This is a genomic window from Lysobacter sp. CC-YZS074, assembly GCF_056739745.1.
In genome coordinates this window covers 1,988,308-2,011,359 of record NZ_CP200301.1, presented here as the reverse complement: position 1 = coordinate 2,011,359, position 23,052 = coordinate 1,988,308, and the positions used below count along the sequence as shown (strand labels likewise).

Annotated in this window: 25 protein-coding genes; 9 read left to right on the top strand and 16 right to left on the bottom strand. The window is 71.1% G+C overall.

The genetic code is table 11. The features are described from left to right. Positions 1–4 precede the first annotated feature (4 nt). Positions 5–1,876 carry an FUSC family protein gene (locus tag U8331_RS09075; RefSeq protein WP_481130725.1) on the bottom strand — a complete coding sequence of 624 codons (1,872 nt, stop codon included), beginning with the start codon at positions 1,874–1,876 and terminating at the stop codon, positions 5–7. A gap of 229 nt (positions 1,877–2,105) precedes the next feature. Here U8331_RS09075 and U8331_RS09070 point away from each other — a divergent pair, with 229 nt between their 5' ends. Together U8331_RS09070 and U8331_RS09065 are read left to right on the top strand one after the other, a co-directional pair. Beyond that, the gene (locus U8331_RS09070) at positions 2,106–3,185 is read left to right on the top strand and encodes a diguanylate cyclase domain-containing protein (RefSeq protein WP_481130724.1); all 1,080 of its coding nucleotides are present in this window, start codon (positions 2,106–2,108) and stop codon (positions 3,183–3,185) included. Between the two features lie 123 nt (positions 3,186–3,308). Next, positions 3,309–3,455, top strand: a complete 147-nt coding sequence (locus U8331_RS09065; RefSeq protein ID WP_481130723.1) for a hypothetical protein — start codon at positions 3,309–3,311, stop codon at positions 3,453–3,455. A gap of 94 nt (positions 3,456–3,549) precedes the next feature. Here U8331_RS09065 and U8331_RS09060 read toward each other — a convergent pair whose 3' ends face one another. The 4 genes from U8331_RS09060 to U8331_RS09045 all read right to left on the bottom strand — a co-directional run bounded on the left by U8331_RS09060 (position 3,550) and on the right by U8331_RS09045 (position 7,089). Continuing rightward, complete coding sequence (locus tag U8331_RS09060; protein ID WP_481130722.1) at positions 3,550–4,074, bottom strand: hemerythrin domain-containing protein; 525 nt, start codon at positions 4,072–4,074, stop codon at positions 3,550–3,552. A gap of 75 nt (positions 4,075–4,149) precedes the next feature. Then, positions 4,150–5,994 (bottom strand): DUF7844 domain-containing protein, encoded by a 1,845-nt coding sequence (locus tag U8331_RS09055; RefSeq protein ID WP_481130721.1) that lies wholly within the window; start codon positions 5,992–5,994, stop codon positions 4,150–4,152. A 27-nt stretch (positions 5,995–6,021) separates the two neighbouring features. Next, positions 6,022–6,324, bottom strand: a complete 303-nt coding sequence (locus tag U8331_RS09050; protein ID WP_481130720.1) for a DUF2388 domain-containing protein — start codon at positions 6,322–6,324, stop codon at positions 6,022–6,024. A gap of 156 nt (positions 6,325–6,480) precedes the next feature. Continuing rightward, on the bottom strand, positions 6,481–7,089 hold the full coding sequence (locus U8331_RS09045; RefSeq protein WP_481130719.1) for a mechanosensitive ion channel domain-containing protein: 609 nt from the start codon (positions 7,087–7,089) through the stop codon (positions 6,481–6,483). Between the two features lie 147 nt (positions 7,090–7,236). On the opposite strand from U8331_RS09045, the gene U8331_RS09040 reads away from it, so the two are divergent. Next, positions 7,237–7,503 carry a DksA/TraR family C4-type zinc finger protein gene (locus U8331_RS09040; protein ID WP_481130718.1) on the top strand — a complete coding sequence of 89 codons (267 nt, stop codon included), beginning with the start codon at positions 7,237–7,239 and terminating at the stop codon, positions 7,501–7,503. A gap of 96 nt (positions 7,504–7,599) precedes the next feature. Here the strand turns inward: U8331_RS09040 and U8331_RS09035 are convergent, their stop codons facing one another. The 3 genes from U8331_RS09035 to U8331_RS09025 all read right to left on the bottom strand — a co-directional run bounded on the left by U8331_RS09035 (position 7,600) and on the right by U8331_RS09025 (position 10,236). Next, positions 7,600–8,223 (bottom strand): DUF4136 domain-containing protein, encoded by a 624-nt coding sequence (locus tag U8331_RS09035; protein WP_481130717.1) that lies wholly within the window; start codon positions 8,221–8,223, stop codon positions 7,600–7,602. 94 nt (positions 8,224–8,317) lie between these two features. After that, entirely contained in the window at positions 8,318–9,271 is a 954-nt protein-coding gene (locus U8331_RS09030; protein WP_481130716.1) for a cation diffusion facilitator family transporter, read from the bottom strand. Positions 9,272–9,333: 62 nt separating this feature from the next. After that, positions 9,334–10,236, bottom strand: coding sequence for an SDR family NAD(P)-dependent oxidoreductase (locus tag U8331_RS09025; protein ID WP_481130715.1), 903 nt, complete (start codon positions 10,234–10,236; stop codon positions 9,334–9,336). Positions 10,237–10,386: 150 nt separating this feature from the next. Here U8331_RS09025 and U8331_RS09020 point away from each other — a divergent pair, with 150 nt between their 5' ends. From U8331_RS09020 to U8331_RS09005, 4 genes are all read left to right on the top strand, one after another. Continuing rightward, positions 10,387–10,953, top strand: a complete 567-nt coding sequence (locus U8331_RS09020; protein ID WP_481130714.1) for a hypothetical protein — start codon at positions 10,387–10,389, stop codon at positions 10,951–10,953. Between the two features lie 8 nt (positions 10,954–10,961). Beyond that, entirely contained in the window at positions 10,962–11,633 is a 672-nt protein-coding gene (locus U8331_RS09015) for a GGDEF domain-containing protein (protein ID WP_481130713.1), read from the top strand. Between the two features lie 131 nt (positions 11,634–11,764). Next, positions 11,765–12,562: an outer membrane protein OmpK gene (locus U8331_RS09010; RefSeq protein ID WP_481130712.1), complete on the top strand. Its 798-nt coding sequence runs from the start codon at positions 11,765–11,767 to the stop codon at positions 12,560–12,562. A 110-nt stretch (positions 12,563–12,672) separates the two neighbouring features. Beyond that, on the top strand, positions 12,673–14,799 hold the full coding sequence (locus U8331_RS09005) for a methyl-accepting chemotaxis protein (protein WP_481130711.1): 2,127 nt from the start codon (positions 12,673–12,675) through the stop codon (positions 14,797–14,799). Positions 14,800–14,906: 107 nt separating this feature from the next. Here U8331_RS09005 and U8331_RS09000 read toward each other — a convergent pair whose 3' ends face one another. The 3 genes from U8331_RS09000 to xth all read right to left on the bottom strand — a co-directional run bounded on the left by U8331_RS09000 (position 14,907) and on the right by xth (position 16,660). After that, positions 14,907–15,209, bottom strand: a complete 303-nt coding sequence (locus U8331_RS09000) for a hypothetical protein (protein WP_481130710.1) — start codon at positions 15,207–15,209, stop codon at positions 14,907–14,909. Between the two features lie 349 nt (positions 15,210–15,558). Further along, positions 15,559–15,753, bottom strand: a complete 195-nt coding sequence (locus tag U8331_RS08995; protein WP_481130709.1) for a hypothetical protein — start codon at positions 15,751–15,753, stop codon at positions 15,559–15,561. A gap of 118 nt (positions 15,754–15,871) precedes the next feature. Further along, positions 15,872–16,660 (bottom strand): exodeoxyribonuclease III, encoded by a 789-nt coding sequence (gene xth, locus U8331_RS08990; RefSeq protein WP_481130708.1) that lies wholly within the window; start codon positions 16,658–16,660, stop codon positions 15,872–15,874. A gap of 149 nt (positions 16,661–16,809) precedes the next feature. On the opposite strand from xth, the gene U8331_RS08985 reads away from it, so the two are divergent. After that, a complete protein-coding gene (locus tag U8331_RS08985) occupies positions 16,810–17,499 on the top strand; it encodes a COG4315 family predicted lipoprotein (RefSeq protein ID WP_481130707.1) in 690 nt (229 codons plus the stop codon). 31 nt (positions 17,500–17,530) lie between these two features. Here the strand turns inward: U8331_RS08985 and U8331_RS08980 are convergent, their stop codons facing one another. Then, complete coding sequence (locus U8331_RS08980) at positions 17,531–18,445, bottom strand: NAD(P)/FAD-dependent oxidoreductase (RefSeq protein WP_481130706.1); 915 nt, start codon at positions 18,443–18,445, stop codon at positions 17,531–17,533. Positions 18,446–18,524: 79 nt separating this feature from the next. Next, complete coding sequence (locus tag U8331_RS08975) at positions 18,525–19,610, bottom strand: COG3904 family protein (RefSeq protein WP_481130705.1); 1,086 nt, start codon at positions 19,608–19,610, stop codon at positions 18,525–18,527. Positions 19,611–19,932: 322 nt separating this feature from the next. Here U8331_RS08975 and U8331_RS08970 point away from each other — a divergent pair, with 322 nt between their 5' ends. Further along, on the top strand, positions 19,933–20,940 hold the full coding sequence (locus tag U8331_RS08970) for an LLM class flavin-dependent oxidoreductase (protein ID WP_481130704.1): 1,008 nt from the start codon (positions 19,933–19,935) through the stop codon (positions 20,938–20,940). 115 nt (positions 20,941–21,055) lie between these two features. On the opposite strand, the gene U8331_RS08965 is transcribed toward U8331_RS08970, so the two are convergent. Genes U8331_RS08965 through U8331_RS08955 form a run of 3 tightly spaced genes read right to left on the bottom strand, consistent with a single transcriptional unit; the run spans position 21,056 to position 23,009 of the window. Next, on the bottom strand, positions 21,056–21,796 hold the full coding sequence (locus U8331_RS08965; RefSeq protein ID WP_481130703.1) for a DUF3618 domain-containing protein: 741 nt from the start codon (positions 21,794–21,796) through the stop codon (positions 21,056–21,058). Further along, the gene (locus U8331_RS08960) at positions 21,793–22,296 is read right to left on the bottom strand and encodes a phage holin family protein (protein WP_481130702.1); all 504 of its coding nucleotides are present in this window, start codon (positions 22,294–22,296) and stop codon (positions 21,793–21,795) included. Before U8331_RS08960 ends, U8331_RS08965 begins: the two co-directional genes overlap by 4 nt. Continuing rightward, positions 22,296–23,009 (bottom strand): hypothetical protein, encoded by a 714-nt coding sequence (locus U8331_RS08955; RefSeq protein ID WP_481130701.1) that lies wholly within the window; start codon positions 23,007–23,009, stop codon positions 22,296–22,298. Before U8331_RS08955 ends, U8331_RS08960 begins: the two co-directional genes overlap by 1 nt. Positions 23,010–23,052: the final 43 nt, after the last annotated feature.

The window sequence follows — 23,052 nt, the reverse complement described above, 5'->3', positions numbered from 1 at the left end:
CGGCTCAGCCCTGCGCGCCGGCGCGGTGGTGCGCCAGGGTGTCGTGCAGGTGGTGCAGCTCCTCGGCCAGCACCGCCGGCAACCCCGCGGCCAATGGTCGCGCGCGGCCGTCGAGTACGGCGGCGGCGAGGTCGCTAAGAGCGGCGTCGACGGCGGCGGCACCCGCCGGATCGAACATGGCGCGTCCGGACTCGCCGGCCGCATCGTGTTCCGCCCGTTCCAGCGTCCAGGCGGTCGACAGGGTGCGGTAGACCAGCCGCTGGGTGGCGGCGATCACCGGCCAGGTGCCCTCGGCGGCGCGGCGTTGTTTCATCGAGGCCACCGTCGCCGCCTCGTAGGCGTGCTCCAGGGCGAAGCTGCGGGCCTGCAAGTCACGTCGCCGCGTTCGTGCCGCCTCCGAGGTGACTTGGCCCGTGGCGAGCACGCGCACCACCGCCGCGGCGGCCTGGAGCGTCCGCGCCAGCTCGTCCGGCAGCTGTGCCGCCGGCCGCGGCGGCAGTCCCCAGAACACCAGCAGCGCCAACGCGCAGCCCGCTGCCGTGTCGATGCCACGGGCGGCGAGGAAGCGGCCGACGTCGGCCACCGGCAGACCGCCGGTGGCGATCGTCAGCGCGGCTCCGGTGATGAAGACCACCGCCAGCGCATAGTTGCGCACCACCAGCATCTCGATGCAGAACTGCAGGACCACGATGGCCAGCACCAGCCACAACCCCTGCGGGTGCAATGCCAGTACCGCGCCGGCCAACAGCAGGCCGGCCCCGGTGCCGAGCACGCGTTCGACGCTCCGCTGGAGCATCCGCGGCCAGTCGAACCCCTGGTGCAGCATCAGCACCGCCGCGGCCACCGCCCAGTAGGCGCGTTCAAGGTGGAGCGTGGCGCCGAGCGCGCCGGCGGCCAGGGCGGCAATACCGACCCGCAGCACCACCCGGCGCGACAGCGAACCCGGACGCAGGGCGTCGACCAGCGCGGCCCGGATGCCGGGCCGGCCCAGGGGCAGGGCGTCGGCTCCCGTCGCCGGCGTGCGCGGTGGCAGATGCACCGCCTGTTCGATCAGGGCCCGGGCCTGACCGCTGGTACCCGGGGCCGGTGGCACGCCGCGGCTCGCCGCGCCCATGGCATCGGCGAACAGCAGGTGCAGGTCGCGGTTGACCCCGCGCAGGCGGCTCAGGCGGCTGCCGGCGGACAGGTGGCGCGGCTGGAAGCGCACCAGGTCCGACCACGCGTCGTGCAGCAGCAACGCCGCGGCGTGGCGGTCGGCGCGCTCGCGCGGGGTACCGATCGCGCCGAGGTAGCGCACCACCGCGCGACCGGCCGTGACCACCGCGTCCTGCTCGGGACCGCGCGGCCGGAACCACGCCCCCGCCATGTGCACCACCCAGGCGAACAGCCCGCCGCCGAGCACCAGCACGAAGGTGTGGCCGGCCCGGATGTGCTCGACCGGCATCGCGGTACCGGCCGCGCAGGCGAGCATGAACATGTAGGCGCCCGGCGGTCCGGTCCGCAGCGCGTTGCACAGCCAGGTCGCCAGCATCGCGATCGCCGCGACCGTGAGGATCGCCAGCCACGGCACGGCCGCCACCCACATGCCCAGCGCCACCGCGCACGCGAACGACAGCGCCACCACGGCGAGCAGCCGCGCCCGCAACGCGTAGGGGCGGCCGCTCCCGTACAGCGAGGTGAAGCCTCCGATGGCCGCCATCAGGCCGGCGGAGGTGTCGCCGGCGAGCCAGCCGGCCAGCACCGGCATCCCCATGCAGCTCGCGGCCCGCAGCGCGAACGGCCAGCGCTGGCGCGACACCGGCCGCAAGGTCGAGAGGCCGCGCAGGGCCTGCTTCAGCGGATGGGCGGGGCCGGCGGAGGGCGCGGGACTGGACACGCGGACCAGAATATCGCGCGCTGCGTGGAGGCCGTTTCGCGAAGAACCGTCGTGTCCGGCGTCCGCGGAGGTGATCCGATGCGGGAAGCGTGGATCGCATCACACTCTTTCGGACGTGCGCTCACCGTGGCTTTACCGCCGGTCGCCGAGCATCAGCGGTTGCGTCCCAGATCGCGGCAGGGTGAGACATTCGATGGGTTCCAGCACCGGGCAACAGCAGGCTCCGCGGATGCTTTCGTGGACCTCCGCGGCACACGGCCGGAGCGAATACCTGCGGCTGCGTGGCGTGGTCGATGCCCTGGTCAGGATCGCCGAGCACCCCGGCGACACCCGCTCGTTCCTCGGCGAAGCGACCGCGACCGTGATGGAGCTGACCCGGGCCACCGGCGCCGCGGTGCTGATGGCCGACGACCGCCGCGGGCTCAAGGTGGCGTCCGCGCGCGGGCAGATGCGCAAGGTGGGACGCAGCGCCTTCGATTCGGGCCAGACCCTGGCCCGCGCCTGCCTGCGCTCGCACCAGGTGCTGCATGGCGACGCGGCGCTGTCCGACCCGCGCATCCACGGCACCGCGCGTGCGGAGTACTCGCTGCACTCGCTGATCGCCACGCCGCTGCGGTTCGGCGAGGACGTGCTGGGAGTGCTCGAGGTCTGCTCGAGCGTGGCCTGCGCGTTCGACGACATCGACACCCAGGCGGTGGCGCTGGTCGGCAACGCGCTGGGCGGGGCGCTCGGTCGCCATGTCGCGCTGGAAGACAACGCGCGGCTGCTGGAGCGGCTGGAAACGGCGCTGGAGACCACCCGCAAGCAGGCTCGCGAATACCAGGATGCGGCCCTGTACGACGCGCTCACCGGCCTGCCCAACCGGGCCCACTTCCTCGCACGGCTGGAGGAGGCCTGCCAGCAGCACCAGGGATGCAAGGACGGATTCGCGGTGCTGTTCCTGGACCTGGACGACTTCAAGGCGATCAACGACACCCACGGCCACGCGATGGGCGACGCGGTGCTGCGCGAAACCGCGGTGGCGCTCCGGTCGCTGCTGCGCGAGGGCGACCTGATCGCGCGCCTGGGCGGCGACGAGTTCGTGGTGCTGCTCGGATCATTGCGCCACGGCGAGCGCGACATCCGCGCCATCGCCGCCCACCTGCTGAAGTCGCTGGCCGCGCCACGGCGCATCGCCGGGGTCGAGCAGGGCATTGCGGCGAGCATCGGCTGGGTGGTGCACGACGGCGTCGCCGGCACCTCCGCGTTGCTCGCCACCGCCGATGCCGCGATGTACCGGCACAAGAAGTCGCGACGCGCCGCGGCGTGATCGCCGCGGCAGCAGGTTCCAGCGCTTGAGAGCACCCGGCCAACGTGCAACGGCACGGCGTTGATTGGGTGCCGCGTCGCAGCCGTCTACACTGGCCGCTTCCCCACAGAGACGACGGAACCCATGGCGAAGCCCAACTACTCTTTCGAAAAGCGCCAGCGCGAACTGGCCAAGAAGAAGAAGCAGGACGAGAAGCAGGCCAAGAAGCAGGCCGCGAAGGAAGCCGCCAACCCGACGGCGGCGCCCCGCACCGACACGCCCGAGCAGTAACCGCGTCGGCGTAGCCGATTCTCCGTTCCGCCCGCGCCCTGCGGATGCCGGCACGCCGGCACCGCGCAGGCGCCGGGGCGGAGCCGGCCGGGGCTCAACCGGGCGACGAAGGCGAGCGCATGATCGACATCGCCGCCGTCTTGATCTTCGCCTGCATCGCGATCGCGCTGGCCGCCGAGGACTCCTTCCAGTCCTCGTACTGCTCGTCCATCTCCGCCAGTTCCGATGCGCTGAACAGCTGCCGGACGGCAGCGAACATGCGGGTCTCTTCCTCGGTGGCGTGGTGGTCGATCATCTCGCCGAACACCTTCACCGAGCCGGCGAACTGGCGTGAGTCGACGTCGGCGGCGTGGATGTCGGGCAGCACCGACTGCTCCACGGCGCGGTGCTCCTGCATCGCCTCGGCATACAGCAGCTTCTGGTCGTGGCTGGCGCGCTCTTCGAAGGCGGGATAGAACACCGTTTCCTCCCACTTCGCGTGCGGGATCAGGTTCGCTTCGATCTGCTGCAGCAACTGTTCCCGGGTGTCGGTGTCGTCGTCGGCGGTGGCGTTGATCCGGCCGAACAGTTCGCGGAGGGCTTCGTGTTCGCTCTTGAGGGTGGCGAGGATGTCGCGCATGTCGGGCTCCTGCGTGGGGTGCCGTCATTGCACGCCCGGCGCCGTTGCCCGTTCGTGAAGCGCGTCGGTGCCGGTTCAGTCCAGCTCGAAGCCGCCGGATCGCCGGTGGAGCTGGCGCAAGCGTTCGCCCAGCGCATCGATGTTCGCTTCAGTGCCGTGCATGGCGGTCCGCAGCGGCGGTGACAGCCAGCGTTCGGCCTCCGCGCGCAGGTGCTCGCGGCGATCCAGCCACTGCGCGGCGCGGCGTTGGCCTTCGCGCATCAGCGCGTCGCGCTCGGCCTGCTGCGGCAGGCCGTAACCGCCGGCCGGGAGCAGCGCGGCGGGCCGCGCGAGGACGCCTTCCAGTTGCAGGACCTCGCGCAGCGCGCCCAGTGCGTCCGTCCCGCCGGCGGGGGCGTCGCCATCATTGCCGGACAGGCGGCGCTTGAGCTCGTCGCGAGCGAGCAGCTCGTTGCGGCGCAGCGCGGCGTTTTCCAGCAGCAGCAGGGCGGCGGCGGTTCGCAGGTCGGCGCGCTCCAGCCACGGGCGTCGCTCGCCCGGCGGCAGGTCGAGCCAGTCCTGCACGCGCGCGTACGGCAGGTCCAGCGCCTGCCGTGCGATGTCGAACATCGCCTGGTAATGGGCGCTGGCCGGTTCGAAGTAGTAGCCCAGCCGGCGCGCTTCGGCGCCGTCGTCCAGGACCGAAGTATCGGCGATGCCGGCGTCGGCCAGCCGCCGCAGCAGGCCGGTCGGGGTGATGCTGGACAGGTCCGCGCGGGCCAGGCGCGGTACCCCGTCGTGCAGCAGCTTGAAGGTTTCCACCGCGCAGTTGTTGCCGACGAAGTAATAGCGGCCGTCGTAGCTCCAGTGCAGCCTGGCGGCGCGTTCCAGCAGGCCGGTGATCTCGGCCGGGCCCAGTCGCAGCGGGATCGACTGCAGGCCGCGCAGTTCCACGCGGGTGTACTCCTCGACCACCTGCGCCAGCGGCAGCACGAACAGGCGCGACGGGTACGAGCCGGTCAGCCCGCGCCAGCTGGAAATCTGCACGTCGTCGACGAACGCACGGAACGACAGCACGCGGTGGTGCTGCAGGTCGAGCCGGCAGTCCGGCCCCGGCGGGCGGCCCGGAGCGCAGACCACCAGCCGCAGCATGCTGTGGCCCCAGCGGCTCATGAGGCGGTCGTTGCCTTCGGCCAGCAGGTAGTCGACCGCGTACACGCGCGCGGGGTCGATGTGCAGCAACGGCGCGTCGGCGGTCTCCACGCCTGCCTGCAGGAACACCTGGCCCGGCGCGCACGCCGCGGTGGGCGGGGCCGCACCGAAGTGGGCGGTGAAATGGCGGTGCAGTGCCGGCCGGCGGCAGGCGTACTCCGGGTCGAGCAGGAAGTGCTCGAGGTTGACCGCGACAAACTCGACCGGGTCGGTCAGCTCGTACGGGTCGGGGCTGCGGTCGCTGAAGGCGTTGTCACGGCCGCGCCCCGGACGCAGGGGACGCACCTGCCAGCCGGCGAGGTCGAGCAGGCGCGGGTCGCGCGACAGGCCGCCGGCGGCGCTGCGGTCATGGAAGTGGGCCAGTTCGTGGATGACCGCGGCGAGCGCGGCCCGGGTGGCCGGGTGCCCGGTGCCCGCATCGGCGGGCCGCGCCATCCAGCCGTCGAGCAGCGCGCGGTCGAGCAGGATGCGCTCCGCCTCGGCGCGGCCGTGCACCTGTGGCGGGAGGTCCTCGCGCCATTCGACCGCGATGCGGCGGTCCAGCGATGCCACCCAGGCAGCGGGCAGGTGGGCGACGGCCGTTTCCAGCAACCGGCGGCTGGCGGCGGCTTCGGCCGGGGACAGCGTCGCTCCGGCCGGTCGCAGGTCGAGCGCCTGCGCGGCGCCGGTGCAGGCGAGCAGCGCCGCGGCCACGGCCCACCGCGGCGCGAGCCGACGGCGCGGCGTCATGGCGGATGTTGCGGTGGTGCCGGGCAATTAGAGCGCGAGGATGGCCTGCGCCAGCTCCAGGTCGCTGGCCTGGCGCGCGTCGGCGCGGTGGTCGCGCAGGTGGCGCAGCGCCGCTTCCAGCTGGACGCCGCGGATGCGGCCCTCGCTGGCGACGAAGCCGGCGGCGTCGTCGCGCGCCTGCAGCACGATCTTGTCGTCGCCCGACGTGCTGCCGGAGGACGCGGAGGAACCGGCGGAGGACGCACCGGCCGAGGTGCCGCCGAAGCTGGACGCCATGGCCGCGGCGGTGGGCAGCGCCAGCAGGGCGCACAGCAGGAACGCTCGGATCATCGGGAAACTTCTCGTGGACAGGGAAGGGGCCGCCGGTCGGGCGGGCGGGCGCGCAAAGACTACCTGCACATCGGATGCGATGGCTGAACTAGCGGCCGCCGTCCGCCGGCACGGGTCGGATTTCGTGACCTGCGACCCGCCAGGCTCTGGCGCGGACTAACCCGCGCCCTCGTCCTCGCCGCGTCCGGCGGCGACGTCGGCCTCGCGCAACGGCATCAACGGCCCGCGCCATCGGCGTACGGTGCGCTGGAAGAACAGGTTGTTGGGCACCCGCAGGACGGTATCTGCGCCGGTTCCGTGGGTTTCCTGCAAGGTGGTGTAGACCAGGTTGACGTCGATGACGCGCCCCTTGAGCCCGGCCTTCTCGCCGTTCTCCAGTACCTCGATGTGGTCGTACAGGCGGAACGGCCGGGTGGTGAGGATCAGCACCGTGCAGAAGATGTTCGACAGCACGCTCCAGGCGGCGAAGAACGCCACCGCACCCACCGCGGCGAAACCCGTGAACGCGGTCCACAGCACGGTGCCCGACACCCCCAGGCGCTCGAGCACCAGCAAGGTCGCGCCGGCGTAGATCAGGAAGCCGACCAGGCGCTGCCCGACCACCGTCAGTTCGGGTGGCAGGTCGTAGCGTCGGCACAGGCGGTCGAACATCCGGCGCGACAGCGCCCGCAGCAGCCACGCCGCCAGGACGATCAGCAGCACCTCGCCCAGCGGCACGACCGAACCCAGCCAGTTCTGGACCCACGGCGGAAGTTGTTCTCTCATCGGCGGGATCTGTTCGTGGCGCGGCCATGCGACGGGTCGACAAGGATAGCGGCGGTGGCCGATGAAGCGGATCGTCGCCTCCGCGCGGGGTTCATCGGGCTGCGGCTATCCTCTGGCTTTCACCGATCCGCAAATCCGGAGACTCCCATGGCAACCGGCTGGGCAGGCGACGGCGCCGTACAGGACCAGATCGACGCGACCGTGAAGGACGCGATCAAGCGGGCCCGCAGCCAGCTGCGCGATGGCCCGGGGCTCACCCATTGCGAGGAGTGCGACGCACCCATTCCCGAAGCCCGGCGCAAGGCCGTGGCCGGTGTACGCCTGTGCGTGGCCTGTCAGGAGGAGGAAGACCGCGAGCAGGGCGCCAGCGGCGGATACAACCGCCGCGGCAGCAAGGACAGCCAGTTGCGCTGAACCCGGCTCCGGGGCATGGCCGCCACGCGGTACTCACCGGCGGAGACCCGCCGTCGCACCGGCACAGCGGCCCGCGTTATCGAACCCGCCCGCCGGTCAGGGCGCCGGTACCGCGCCGACGACGAACGGGAAGCGCTCGAAGATCGCCGCGACCGCCTGGTCGGCGGCATCGGCGCGTTCCTGCGGCGTGCGCTGGGTGACCCGGCCGATCGCATCGCCGGTCCACACCAGGTGGTTGCGTTCGGCGTCCACCAGGTCGATGGTCAGGGTGCCCTCGGTGTACTCGCTGACGCGCGTCTCGTCGTACCACACCGGCACCGCGAAATAGCTGCGCGCACGGTAGCTGTAGAAGTACTGCACGTCCGTGCGCGGCACGCTGTACACGTCGCTGCGCTCGCGGATGTAGCCCTGGAAGTTGACCCGCAGGTCGGGGTCCGCCGGGTCGAAACGGTAGCCGCGCTGGTCCATCTCGCGGCGGACCGCCTGCTTGATCCGCTCCGACAGGTAGCTGGTGTAACCGGACTGCTCCATCGCCAGGGGCTCGTAGAAGGCGTAGGTGCGGTACGCGGAGAAGTCGACCCGCGGGTCGGCGTCGGTGACCACCCGCGGACCGGTGGCACAGGACGCCAGCACGAGGGCGAGCAGGCCGGCGAGGAGCAGGCGGAGGACGGAGGTTCGCGGTAGAGCCGCGAAGCCGCGGGAAAGAGGGCGACGAGGCATGGCACGGGTCTCCTGGAGCGGGCTGCCACGACGCTAGCAACGGCGCCAGGGAGCGCGCGTGAAGCCCGGCGGCGGCGCGCCGGGCGGCTCCGCATCAGTCCGCGTTCCTGCGCTGCAGGTGCAGGGTGCGCTGCTTCCAGGTTTCGGCCGTTTGTGGCTTGACGAACAGCGCCACCACGTCCGGGTGCCGGCGCTGTACGCAGGCTTCCACCCGGTTGATGCAGGCCTCGACCTGCGGCGTGGTCAGCCGGTCGTGGAAATCGGCGCTGAGCGCGGCGATCACCGTGTCGGGGCCGAGCTGCTCGGTGATGACGCCGTTGGCGCAGCGGATGTCGGGGTCGGCCCCGGCGATCCGCAGGATGTCGTCGCGCACGTGCGACTGCGCGGCCTCGCCGAGCAGCAGCCCCTTGGTCTCGCGCGCCAGCAGCATCGCGGTAACCGCCAGCAGCAGGCCGATGCCGATCGAGGCGAAGCCGTCGTAGCGCGGATCGCCGGTCACCTGCGCCGTCGCCACGCCGGCCAGCGCGATCAGCAGGCCCAGCACCGCCGCGGTGTCCTCGAACAGCACGGTGAACGTGCTCGCGTCCTTGCTGTCGCGAAAGGCCTGGAACCAGCCGCGCTCGCCCTTGGCCGCGCGGAACGCCTTCAGCGCGATGTACCAGGTGATGCCTTCGAAGATGATCGAGGCGCCCAGCACCACGTAGTTGACCATCGGGTTCTCGATCGGCTCGGGGTGCCGCAGGTGGCTGATGCCCTCGTAGATGGAAACGCCCGCGCCCAGCGCGAACACCAGCAGCGCCACGATGAAGGCCCAGAAGTACAGCTCGCGGCCGTAGCCGAACGGGTGCGTGGCGTCGGGTGCCTTGCCGGCCCGCTTCATGCCGTACAGCATCAGTACCTGGTTGCTGGTGTCGACCAGCGAGTGCACGCCTTCGCTGAGCATCGCCGAACTGCCGGTCGCCGCGGCGGCGACGAACTTGGTCACCGCCACGGCGCCGTTGCCGAGTAACGCCGCGACCACCACCTTCCTGCTGCCGGTTTTTGCCATGTCGTTTCCTGTAGGGGGGGAGCGGCCGGAGGGACATCCCGCCGGTTTTGCCGGTGCGTGGATTACGGCCCCGTGCGGTCCAGCTCGGCGGCCATGCGGGCGCGGATGCCGCCGTGCACGCCGGTGCCGATCGGTGATGGCGCGTGCACGTTGCCCGGCGTCGCCGTGGCGGGTGGCGCCTGCTCCATCTGCAACTGGTGGGCGACCACGCCGGTCACGGCCTGGGTGGGGCCGGGTGCGAGCCGTTCCGACAGCGCGGCCGCGGCCGCCGGCAGCCCCACGGTGACCTCGTCGCGTGGGCGCTGGACCACGTCGACGATCGCGTCCACCACCTGCCCGGCGTCGGTGATCGGGAACGGCCACAGGTCGTGGCCGGTGTAGTTGGCGGCGTGCTCGTAGAACGGCGTGTCGGCCGCCATCGGCAGGACCGCGCAGACGTGGATGTCGCGTTCGCCGCCGACCTCCAGCTCCTGCCGCAGCGATTCGGACAGGCCGAGCACGCCGTACTTGGTGGCGCAGTAGGACGCGTAGTACGGCGACGGCGTGCGGCCGAGCATCGAGGCGATGTTGACCAGCGTGCCCGAGTGCATGCGGCGGAAGTGGCGCATGGCGACGTGGCTGCCGTTGATGGCGCCGCCGAGATTGGTCTGGAGCACTCGCTGGTGGTCGCGCAGCGGGATCTCGTCGAAGCGGCCGAGCGCGGCCACGCCGGCGTTGTTGATCCACACGTCGAGCCGGTTGAACTTCGCCAGCGCGGCCTGCGCCAGCTTCTCGACATCATCGGGGTTGCCGACATCCGTCGTCACCGCGATCGCGTTGCCGCACTCGGCGGCCAGGTCCTGCAGCACGCGCGAGCGGCGCGCGGCGAGCACCAGGTTGAAGCCCTGGCCGGCCAGCCGCAGGGCGACGCCGCGGCCGAAGCCGCTCGATGCTCCGGTGATCACGACGGTACGGACGGGTTCCATGGCGACTCCGCTCGGTAGGGGCGGGGCCATCATCCGCACGCGGGTGTGGAGGCGGGGTGGGGGACGCGATGGTGGAAGGCGGAACGTGGTCTCAAGTTCCGCGCCGGCCGGCCGATAGGATCGCCGAGGAGCCTTCAAGAGCTTGCGATTTTGAACAACGAACTCCGCAGCGGCGGACATCCGTCCGCGCCGGCGCCGGGCCGCGACGCGGATATCCGCATGTCCGGTGGCCGGCCCGAAGGCGCGGAGGCTCGGGGTACGCGTTCTTCCGGAATCCGCGGATGGGCCGCGCGGCGGCTGCAGGGGTTGTTCGATGCCACGGCCGGCCGGGATGCCCGGCTGAGGATTTCCACCACCCAGTGGCTGATCACCGTCCCTGTCTACTGCGGCAGCGCGGTCGTCTACGGCCTGGGTGCCGCGCAGGGCTGGGTCTCCATGTTTCACATGGTGGTCTGGAGCGCCTGCGTCGCCGTGGCGCTCGCAGGGTTCTACGTCGCCCTGCGGAGTGGCTGGAGCGCACGGTTCAAGGACCCGACGCTGACGTTCGCCCAGATCGTCTTCGCGGTGGTTGCGGTGGACTGGGGCTATCTCGTCACCGGGCCGCTGCGCACCGCGACGCTGTTCCCGCTGTTGCTGGTGCTCACGTTCGGATCGTTTTCGCTGCCGTGGCGCCGGATCGTGTCGCTGACCGGCTTCACCCTGTTCAGCTTCGCCTGACCGTCTACGTGCTCCACCTCGTCCGCTCTGGCGGCGGCTGGTCGCTGGCCGATCCGGCGTTGCGGGTGGACCTGATCAACCTCGGGATGCTGGTGATCCTGCTGCCGGCGGTCTCGCTGGTGGCGGCGCGGCTTTCGTCGCTGCGACGGCGGCTGCGGGCCGAGCGCACGGCGCTGACCGACGCCCTGCGCGAGGTTCAGCGGCTGGCCACGCGCGACGAGCTGACCGGCTTGGCCAACCGCCGCCACATGCAGCAGTTGCTGGCCGCGGAAGAAGGCCGCTTCCAACGCCGTGAACATCCCTTCAGTGTCGCGGTGATCGACCTGGACCACTTCAAGCGGATCAACGACCTGCACGGCCACGCGACCGGCGACGAGGTCCTGCGCGCGTTCGCTGCACAGGCCGGTGGCTCCCTGCGCGGCAACGACGTGCTGGCACGCTGGGGCGGCGAGGAGTTCCTGCTGCTGATGCCCTATACGCGGGTCGAACAGGCCATCACGACGGTCACGCGGCTGCTGGCCGCCATGCGCCGGTTGCCCACCGAAGCCGGCGCGATGTCGTTTTCGGCGGGCGTGGCCGAGTTCGGGCGTGGCGACACGATGTCGGCCGTGCTGGCGAGGGCCGACGAGGCGATGTACGCGGCCAAGCGGGCCGGTCGCAACAGGGTGATGCAAGGCTGACGCCGGTGTGACCGCGGTCGCGGGAACGGATCCCGTGCCGGGGATGGCGCGGATCGCCCTCAAGAGTGCGCGCGGCGGGTCGATATGGCGCACGTGGCTTCCCCCGACCTTCCGTCCAGAGATTCCGTCCAATGAAATCCCCCCGTCTGCGCGCAGGTCTCCTGCTCGCCGGATGCCTGTCGCCTGCCGTCCCCGCCGTCGCCGGTGACTGGCTGCAGTGGCAGGACAACAGCATCACCTACCTCGCCGGCCGCGACTACACGGTCAATCCGGATCAGCAGCAGACGCTGACGTTCGAGCACGCCAACGGCTGGAAGTACGGCGACACCTTCGCGTTCGTCGACGTGACCGCCTTCAACGGCACGGTCGACCCCGGCACGGGCAGCGTCGCGTGGTACGGCGAATTCGCGCCCCGGTTATCGCTGGGCAAGCTGTCCGGTCGCGCGCTGGCCCTGGGTCCGGTCAAGGACGTGCTGCTCGCCACCGCGTACGAGTTCGGCGAAGGCGACGTCGAGACCTGGCTGGTGGGACCGGGTGTCGACCTCGACATCCCGGGCTTCGACTACGTGCAGCTCAACGCCTATCGCCGCCATCCGCGCCACGGTAGCCCCGATGCGCAGTGGCAGGTCACCCCGGTGTGGGCCTGGACGGTGCCGGTGGGCCGCTCGGACCTGCTGCTGGACGGCTTCATCGACTGGGTGGTCGACAACGGTCGCGGCCGCCACGCCCACCTGCACGTCAACCCGCAGGTGAAGTATGACCTCGGCAAGGCGCTGGGCTGGGGCGGGAAGACCGTCTACGTCGGCGTCGAGTACGACTACTGGAAGAACAAGTTCGGCATCGACGACGACGGCGTGCTCGGCCGCGATGTGCTCGGCGGTACCGACCAGAACACCGCCAGCCTGCTGTTGAAGGTCCACCTGCCATGAGCCGGCGGCCGATGGTGCAGTGGTCCACCGGCTCCGCCCCGTTTCCCGACTCCTCTCCGGTCGCAGTGCCCCGCACGCGTGACGACACCCCCTCCCCGAAGGTGAATGCAATGCAGTGGTTCAAGGACATGCCCATCGCCCGCAAGCAGTTGCTGGGCGTCTCGATGTCGGTCGTGCTGACCATCGTGCTCGGCGTGCTGGCGTACAACCAGATCACGTACTCCAACCAGCAGGTCGAGCGCATCACCCGCTACCAGATGCCGTCGGTGCGGGCGATCGCCAACATGTTCGCGTGGATCTCCGAGCTGCGTACCAACGAGATGGTGCTGCTGCAGACCCGCGACTACGAAGGCGCGCTGCCCGGCTTCGAGTTCGCCCGCAACGGTGCGCACGAGGCGAACGACCTCTATGCGTCGCTGTTGACCGACGACAGCTCGCGCAGGATGTATGCGGCGATCGCGCCCATGTACCAGCGCTACCTCGACGGCAGCCAGGCCTTCCTCGACGCCGCCAGGGCCGGTGACTACGACACCGCCACCTCGCTCGCGATGGACACGCTGCACCCGCTGCGGCTGGAGATGTTCACCGCGCTCAACAAGCTCAAGGACAACGACGATCGCCTGCTGCAGGAGCAGCTGGCCGAGTCCGACGCGGTCTACCGGCGCTCGCTGGTGGTGATCACCGCGCTGACCGTCGCGGTCGCGGTGCTGGCACTGGCGTTCGGCCTGCTGCTGGCGCGGATGATCGGCCGCGCACTCGGCCGTGCCACCCGCATTTCGGCGGCGATCGCGCAGGGCCGGTTCGACAACGAGATCGTGGTGGACTCGCGCGACGAGGTTGGCCAGTTGCTGGGTTCCATGCGCTCGATGCAGGACGGCCTGGGTCGCTTCGTCGAGGCGCAGCACGAGATTTCCCGCCGGCACGCGGCCGGCGAGACCGACCACCGGATCCAGGCCGACGCGTTCCCGGGTGCGTACGGCGACATGGCCAGCGGCGTCAACGAGCTGGTCGACTCGCATATCCGCATCAACGCCCACGTGGTCGACGTCGTTTCGCACTACGCCCGCGGCGACCTGTCGGTGGACGTGGACCGGCTGCCCGGCCGGCAGGCCGAGATCACCCGCGCGATCGACGCCGTCAAGGCCGGCATGGCCGCCATCAACGGCGAGATCAGCCGGCTGGTCGCCGCCGCGGTCGCCGGAGACTTCTCCCAGCGCGGCCAGGAAGACCGCTTCGAGCACGTCTACCGCGACATGATCGGCTCGCTCAACCAGCTCATGCGCACCTCCGACGAGAGTCTGGACGAAATCGGCCGGCTGCTCGCCGCGGTGGCCGACGGGGACCTCGGGCAGCGCATCGACCGCCCGCTCGCCGGCCGGTTCGGCGACGTGGCCGACAACGCCAACGCGACCGTGCACCGGCTGGCCCAGATCGTCCAGCAGATCCGCGGCGGTTCCGACGCCATCAACGAAGCCGCGCGCGAGATCGCGGCCGGCAACGTCGACCTGTCCGTCCGCACCGAACGCCAGGCCGCTTCGCTGGAGGAGACCGCCTCCTCGATGGAGGAGCTGACCAGCGTGGTCCGGCAGAACGCCGACAACGCCCGGCAGGCCAACGAACTGGCGATCAACGCCTCGGACGTGGCGGTGCGCGGCGGCGAAGTGGTGGGCCGCGTGGTGACCACCATGAGCGAGATCAATACCTCGTCGCACCGTATCGTCGACATCACCGGCGTGATCGACAGCATCGCCTTCCAGACCAACCTGCTCGCGCTGAATGCCGCCGTGGAAGCGGCACGCGCCGGCGAGCAGGGCCGCGGCTTCGCCGTGGTCGCCTCGGAAGTGCGCACCCTGGCGCAGCGCTCGGCCAACGCCGCGCGCGAGATCAAGCAGTTGATCCAGGACTCGGTGGAGAAGGTCCAAAGCGGCGCGGTGCTGGTCGACGAGGCCGGCCGCACCATGCAGGACATCGTCGGTGGCGTGCGCCAGGTAACCCAGCTGATGGCGGAGATCAGCGCGGCCTCGGCCGAGCAGAGCGCCGGCATCGAGCAGGTCAACCAGGTGGTGATGCAGCTCGACGACAGCACCCAGCAGAACGCCGCGCTGGTGGAGGAGGCGAGCGCGGCCGCCCGCAGCCTGGAACAGCAGGCCGGCAGCCTCAGCGACTCGGTATCGGTGTTCCGCCTCGGGCGTTCGGAGGAACGCATCGGCGCATCGGAGACCCGCGCCGCCGCCTGATGCGGGCCGGGTTCCCCGCTGGTGATGGAATCAGGGCGGCGCTGGTCAGGCCGCTCCGAAAAAAAAGGGCAGCCATGTGGCTGCCCTTTTCCGTTGCGCCCGTGACCTCAGGTCCCGGGGTTGTTCTCGTCCTGTACGTCGCTCGGATCGTTGACGTCCTCGGGATCGTCCATCTCGGTCTCGTCGGCCGGGGTGATGTCGACGTCCGGCACCGGCACGGTGACTTCCTCGGTATCGACGTCCACGTCCGGTGCGTCCACGTCATAGGCCGGCATCTGGCCGCCCTCGGCCTGCACGTCGACGTCCGGCAGCTCGCCCTCCTGGGTCTGGTCGACATCGCAGGCGGACAGTGCGAACGCCGAACCAAGCGCGAGCGCCAGAACCGCCGTCTTCTTCGTCAAGTTGCTCATTTCACGACTCCATGGACTGTTGTGGGTTCGCGCCTTCGCCTTCGTTCCAGCGGGCTTGCTGGTTCGACCGGCTGACTGTGACACCAGTACATGGCGAATACGCGCATACAGCTTTACCCAACCCGCGTTCACGTCAGGTGAGAAGGTCGCGGGCGACGGTCACAGTTGACCGGAATGAGAAGAAGGCCCAGCGGCGGACAAGGAACAAGTCGCCGGCTGAGCCTTCCGTGCCGGGACGCTCGCTCCGGACCTCGGCCCTTCGCTGTGCATCTCCGACGGTTGGAGACTACGCCTTCCTTCGTTACCGCATCGTCAAGCGGAAGGATGCGGGATGTAAGGACAGCGCGGTTCAGCGCTTGTCGCCGGAACCGGCATCGCCGCCGTTTTCGCCGAGCGTGCGCCGCTGGTCCTTGGTCGGCGCGTCGTCGCCGTTGCCCATCAGGTCACGGCGGTCCTTGTCGTTGATCCCGGCCAGGCCCTGGCCGAGGTTCTTGCCCTTGTCCGCGCCCTGCTGCTCGCGGTTGCGTTGGTCGGATTGGCTCATGTGCATGCTCCTTCGCTGCGGGGGGAGGCCGCGCAGTGCGGCCAGTCCGAGCCTGCGCCCGCGGTGGTGCACGGCGCGTCGCCGTCGGCGCGGACCCGCGAGTGTCGGATGCGGCGGGTCAATCCATGTCCAGCGTCACCCAGGTCGGCGCGTGGTCGCTGGGTTTGGGCAGGTCGCGCACCCAGCGGTCCACGCCGGCATCGACCAGGCGGCCGGCCAGCGGTGCGCTCAGCAGCAAGTGGTCGATGCGCAGGCCGGCGTTGCGTTCCCAGTGCTGGCGGAAGTAGTCCCAGAACGTGTAGATGCGCTCCCCGGGATGGCGGGCGCGCAGCGCGTCGGTCCAGCCCTGGTCGAGCAGGCGCGCCCAGGCGTCGCGGCTCCCGGGCTGCAACAGGGCGTCCTTCTTCCATGAGCGCGGGTTGTAGATGTCCAGCGCGTCGGTCGGCACGACGTTGTAGTCGCCGGCCAGCACCACCGGGTGTGCGCTCTTCCACAGGCCGGCCGCATGGCGCAGCAGGCGTTCGAACCACGCCAGCTTGTAGTCGAACTTGGGCCCGGGCTGCGGATTGCCGTTGGGCAGGTACAGGCTGCCGACGATCACCCCGTGCGCGGCCGCTTCCAGGTAGCGGCTCTGGCGGTCCTTCGGATCGCCCGGCAGCCCGCGGCGGCTTTCCAGCGGATCCATCCCGCGCGCGAGGATGGCCACGCCGTTCCACGACCGCTGGCCGTGCCAGATCGCGCCGTAGCCGGCGGCGCGGATCTCCTCGATCGGAAACGCTTCGTCGGGCGCCTTGAGTTCCTGCAGGCACGCGATGTCGGGCGCTTCGCGCTCCAACCACTGTAGCAGCGACGGCAGTCGCGAGCGGACGCCGTTGATGTTGAAGGTGGCGATGCGCAGCGTAGTCATTGCCGGAGGGTGCCGGCCGGACGCTCTAGGCCGGGTGAGGGAGCGTCACGCGCAGTGCACGCGGCGGGAACCGCGCATTAACGCCCGCCCGGCTATTGATCCGGCATCGCCAGCGGCATTCGCCGCTCCCACGCCACGAGGAGATTCCGGTGCGACACACCCTTCAGATCAAACTGTGCGGCGTCATCGCGCTGCTGTGCCTGGCCGGCTGCGCACAGGACGCGGCCGACCACATCGACGCCAACGACGTCCGCGACGCCGCGGCCGACGCCAACGCCCCGGGCAACGAACTGGGCCCGGCCACGCCGCCCGGCACCGGCCCCGACAGCAGCGTCGGCGGCACGGTGGAGGGCACCGGGCAGCTGGGCAGGGACGCGGCCAACGCGCAGGGCGCCGCATCCAATGTGCTGACGGTCGCCACTGCCGGGGGGGCGGGGCCGTACCTGGTCAACAGCGCCGGCAGCGCGTTGTACTACGTCGAGGGCGATACCGACGGCGCCAAGTGCGTCGACCAGTGCATCGAGGTGTGGCCGCCGCTGCTGGTCGCCGAGGCCGCGCCGACGCCGGGCGCCGAGCTCGAGGCGGGGCTGCTGGGCACCATCGAGCGTGAGGACGGCTCCACCCAGGTGACGTACAACAACCACCCGCTGTACCGCTACGCGGCCGACGTCGGCGTCGGCCGCACCGGCGGACACGACCTGCAGGACAAGTGGGGCCACTGGCACCTCGTCAGCCCGCAGGGTGAGGCAGTGACCGGATCGGCCCAGGAACAGGCCGCCCAAGGGCAACAGGGTACGCAGGCGAACGACTCGACGAACGAACAGGCCGGCGGGCAGTAGCCGAGCCACGTTGCGCACCGCCGGCGGCGCGCTAGCAGCGGTTCGGCGGCAAGCGGCGGTGGACGGACGTGGCGGCGATCGCCGCATGTCCGACCGCCACCGCGATCTGGTTGAGCGCGCTGGCGACGTCCCCGATAGCGTACAGGCCATCGACACTGGTCTGCAGGTGGTCGTTCACCAGCAGCGCACCGGCATCGTCGACCACCGCCCCCAGCGCGGTCGCGAGACCGGACTGCGCATCCGCGCCGAGCACGGGATACACGGTGTCGAAACGCTCGCGCCGGCCATCGGCGAACTCGGCTTCGCAGCCGCCGTCGACCAGGGCGAGGCGGCGCGGCGGTGACAGCAGGTGTACGCCGGCGTCGGCGGCACGCTGGCGCAGGGCGTCGTCCGCTTCCGCTCCGTCGCTGCCCAGGTGTTCGATCGCGGACACGCGCCGCGAGAACGTCCGCAGGAACAGCGCGTGGTTCACCGCTTCGTCGGCGGGCGCGAGGACCGCGATCGCATCGTCCTTGGCTTCGTAGGCATCGCAGACGGCGCACAGGCGGATCGCGCCGCTGGCGATCGCCTCCTCGATCCCGTCCAGCTCCGGCAACCGGTCGACCACGCCGGTGGCCAGGATCACCTTGCGGGCCCGCCACTCGCGCGCGCCGGCACCGGCGACGAAACCTTCATCCGCCAGCGCGAGCCGGTCGACATGGGCGGACTCGATGGCCACCCCGTAGGCCTCGGCATGGGTGCGAAAGCGCGCCAGCAGCTCGTTGCCGGCCACCCCGAAAGGAAAGCCCGGCACGTTGTGGCTGGCCGGGATCCAGCGGGCACGGCTGCGGCCGGCGTCGACCACCACGATGTCGCGGCGGAACCGCGCGAGGTAGGTGGCGGCGGTCAGGCCGGCAGGACCGGCCCCGACGATGAGGCAGTCGTGCAGGTGGGATGGAGCAGGCATGCGGTGGCCTCGGGAACGACGAGCCGCGAGTGGGCCGCGGCCGGCGTGAAGGCACCGTCGCCTGTCGCGGGGTCGGCCGTCAGCCCGGCGGGGCCTCCAGCGCGGGTTCCGCCGGCTCCGCCGCCGCATGCGAGCGGACGTCCAGCTCGGCGAACGGACTGTCGAGACGGCAGTTGTCGTCGGGGAAGCCGAAGCGTTCGCGCAGCTCCAGCCCGCAGGTGTTCATCGCCTCCAGGTCCTCGCCGGAACCGGCGCAGCGGCGGTCGAAGCTGCGGAAGAAGTCGTCCCGCCGACGCACGAAGTCCTCGCCGCACTTGCGGGCGAGCCGGATCCGGTCGAGGTCGTCCTGGGCGGCGTTGATCCCGGCGATGCCGTACTGGTCCAGCTCCTCCTCGGTGAGCAGGCGCAGGCTGCGGTTGGGCACGGTCATCATCAGGTCGGCCACCGCCACCGCGCCGCCGTTGCGGGCGAGGTACTGCTCGATGTTGGAGTGCACTTCCTGCAGCTCGCGGCTCAGCTCCGCACGCGAGGTCGCGTCGGAATGCAGGCGGATGATCCGGTGCACGCCGACCTTGCCCGAGAGCAGGCGGTTGTCGCCGCCGGCCAGCACCAGCACGCACGAGCTGTGGCAGATGGCGTCCTCGCGCACCCAGATGGTCCAGCCCGATTCGGCGATCAGGTCGCCGGCGCGGATCGCGGCCTCGACCTGGCCGCCGCTGGAGTCGATGTCGAGGATGCGCTTGCCGATCTCCATGCGGTCGGCCATCACCGCGACGCGTTCGATCAGCGCGGCGAAGTCGGGGGCGACCTTGCCGGTGTAGCTCAGCCGCAGCACGCCGGGCTCCTGGCAGGGCTGCATGGCCTCCATCACCGGCTCGAAGCCGAGGTCGACCAGCGGCTGGCCATCGCCGGCGGCTTCGTAGTCGACCGAGCAGCTGATCAGCGCCTCGCCGGAGGTGAGTTCGACGGCGGGCCAGTCGGTGGTGCTGGCGATGTCCGGCGGCGGTTCCGGCGGGGCGGGTTCGTCGACCGAAACCGCGCCGTAATTGCCGTTCCCGTCGCCACTGGTGGCCGCTTCGATGATGACCGGCTCCTCCGGCGGAGCGGCCGGGCTGCAGGCCGCCAGGGCCAGGCACAGCGCGAGCGGGAACCATTTGATGGGCATGCGCATCCTCGGTCGGGCGGGCACCGGCGGCGGGCCGGCGACAGGTCGTTCCAGTCTAGGGGAGGGCGGTGCGGCCGGGCGCAACCTGCGATGAATGCGGCGGCCTCGTGCCGTTCCGGGGGAATTTCATGCCGCGCTACGGAGCGTGGCGCTTCAATCGGGGCTTTACATCGGGGCACACCATGGAGGAGCGCAACGAGCGGTCTCCGCAAGGACAACCCGGCAGCGATGTCGGACCATGGGTGCATCGACCCGCGCCGCGACCAGGCCGCCGTGCCGTCCCGGAACGCGCGCCGCCCCACGCTGACAGTGAGTACCTGCCTTGACCACACGCGACATTCCGCTTTCGATCCTTGACCTCGCCCCGATCACCGAGGGCAGCGACGCCCGGCAGACGTTCGCCAACTCGCTGGACCTGGCGCGCCACGCCGAGCGCCTGGGGTACAGCCGCTACTGGCTGGCCGAACACCACAACATGCCCGGCATCGCCAGTGCGGCGACCGCGGTGCTGATCGGCCATGTCGCCGGCGGGACCTCGACCATCCGGGTGGGCGCGGGCGGCGTCATGCTGCCCAACCACGCCCCGCTGCAGGTGGCCGAGCAGTTCGGCACGCTGGCGTCGCTGTACCCCGGGCGGATCGACCTCGGCCTCGGGCGTGCGCCCGGCACCGACCAGCCGGCCGCGCGCGCACTGCGCCGGTATTACCAGAGCGCCGAGGAATTTCCGGCCGACGTGGTCGAACTGCTGCGCTACTTCGAGCCGGCGCAGCGTGGCCAGGCCGTGCAGGCGGTGCCCGGCGCGGGTGTGGACGTGGAGGCGTGGATCCTCGGGTCGAGCCTGTTCGGCGCGCGGCTGGCGGCGGCACTGGGCCTGCCGTACGCGTTCGCCTCGCACTTCGCCCCGGATGCGCTGGAGGACGCTCTGGCGCTGTACCGGCGCGAGTTCCAGCCGTCGGCACGGCTGTCGCAACCGCACGTGATGCTCGCTTTGAACGTGGTCGCCGCCGACAGCGACGAGGAAGCACGGCGCCTGTTCACCACCCAGCAGCAGAGCTTCGTCAACCTGCGGCGCGGACAGGCCGGCCTGGTGCCGCCGCCGCTGGCGTCGGGCGAGGCCATCGACGGGTACTGCTCGCCGCAGGAGAAGATCGGCATCGATCGCGCACTGGCCTGCACGGTGACCGGCGCTCCGGAGACGGTGCGCGCGGGCGTGGAGGCCTTCATCGGGCAGCACCGCCCCGACGAGCTGGTGCTGACCGCCAACGTGTTCGATCACCAGGCGCGGGTACGCTCGTTCGCGCTGGCCATGGAGGCGTGCCGCAGAGAGTGAGGCGGGGAGGGACGCCTGCGCTCCCTGCGACACGCCGGGACTGCCGCGAGGTGGAAACGCCGCCGCCGGTCGGAGCCGGGCGGCGGCGTGTTCCGGTGACGCGGAGGGCGCGGCCTCAGTGGGCCCGACCGCTGGACGCGCCGGCCGTGCCCGCGGCAGCGGCGTGGGACGCCTGCGGGGAACCGGCCCCGGCCGATGGCGGCGCGGTGACTTCGCGCCCGGCCTCGGCGGCCTGGTCGAAGCCCTTTTCCACCGTTTCCCGGGCCTTGTCGGCGAGGTGGTCGCGGGTGCCGCCCATCAGCTCGTCCTCCTTGCGGGTCGCGGGCAGCAGCGCGCCGAGCAGGGCGCCGACCGCGATGCCGATCGCGCCCACCGCCATCGGGTTGTCCTCCAGCATGTGGTGGAAGCCCGCGTTCGCGCGCCTGGCGCCGTGCCGCATGGAATCCATTGCGCCGTGGGCGCCCTCGCCGATGCGCTCCCTGGCGTGGCCCATGTGCGCCCTGGCGTCGTCGACCTTGTCCGACATGCGCTCGCGCAGGTCGCCACCGGCCCCCGTGTGGGTTTCGGCCGTGGCGGCGTGCGGGTGGCGCTGGGCGGAAGCCAGCCACGCCAGCCCGGCGGCGGTCAGCAGGGTCGGCACCGGGTTGGCCTTGATGGTCTGCGCGAGGTTGCCGGCGAACTCGCCGCCGCCGTCCTTGCCGTGGCGCATCACGCTGGCAAACAGGTCCCCCGGCGAAAGCCTGCCTTCGAGGGCCTGCAGGAGCTCGCCGATATGGTCGCGTTGCCGGTCGATTTCGTGCTCGAGCTGCTCGGGGTCTTTCCGGGACTGCGCCCGGATGGTGTCGGCGGTGTTCATTGCATCCTCCCTCGAATGGCTTCTTTGTCCTTGTGCAGCGAATGCATGGTGTGCTCGGGCCGCAGCGACTCGGAGCGGAACTTCTTCTTGCCCGCCTGCACCATCGCCAACCCGGCGAAGGTCACCACGCCGCCGACGATGACCGCCGCCAGCCAGGGCGCCATGACGTTGCTGAGGCCGTACACCGCGCCGAGCAGCAGGATGATGAAGCCCGACAGTGCCACCGCGCCGCCGCTGCCGACGGCCGCCGCGCCTTCCCGGGTGGTGCGCATGGTTTCGCGCGCTTCGCTCTTGGCCAGCGCTACCTCGTTGGTGAGCATGGAGGTGCCTTCGTGGAGCAGTTCCTTGAGCAGGTGGCCGACCGAGGCGCTGGACGTGCCGGTCGCGGACGCCGTGGTGCCGGCCGTGCTGCCGCGGTAGTGGCCATGGCCGTTGGTGCCGGTGCCGTTGGTGCCCGCGCGGCCGTCCGGGGTTCGGGTATCACGGGGTTGCGCGTTCATCAGTGCGTTCCTCCTCGGTTGCCTGGTGGGGTGCTGCCGGACGCAGGGGCCGGACCGGGATTGCCGGGCGTGCCCGGGCGGGAGACGCTGGCACTGCGGGTGTCGGCGGTGGTGCCGGTGCCCTGGGCGGACGCCGTGGCCGCCGTGGTGCTCCCGGCCGCGACGCCGGTCGGCGTGGTTGCGCCGGAGCTGGCCAGGCCGCTGCCGGGCATGCCGGCCGTACCCGGCTGCGACGACCAGGTGCTGGTGCCGTCCGCACTCGTGGCGCTGTCACCGGTATGGGAGGCGGAGGGCTGCGACGCCCGCGCGAACCGTCCCAGTCCGAAACCGATCGCGATGCTGCCGGTCACGAAGAGGGCCGGGTTCTCGCGCGCCAGCCGACCGATGTCGCGCAGCAGTTCATCTCCGCTCTTCTCGCGCAGGCTGCCGGAAAACCGGCCCATGCCGTCGGCAAGGCTGGAGATGTACTGCGACATGTGGCCGACGTCGTCCTGCGCCAGACGCGACGCCGCGGCCTGTACGCCTTCGGCGAGACGGTCGACGTTGCCGGCGGCGGTTTCGCGCAGGTCGTCCATGCGCGCCTTGCCTTCGACCTTGGCCTTTTCGCCGAGTTCGTGGGCCGTCTGCCGCGCATCGTGGCCGTTGCCGCGGGCGCCACTCGCCGGCGTGCCCGCCTGCGTGGCGCCGGGCTGGTTTTGCGGGGGTGAGGTCATGGGTGCGTTCTCCTTGTCGTTGCGGCCGGCGCGGCGGTCGGGT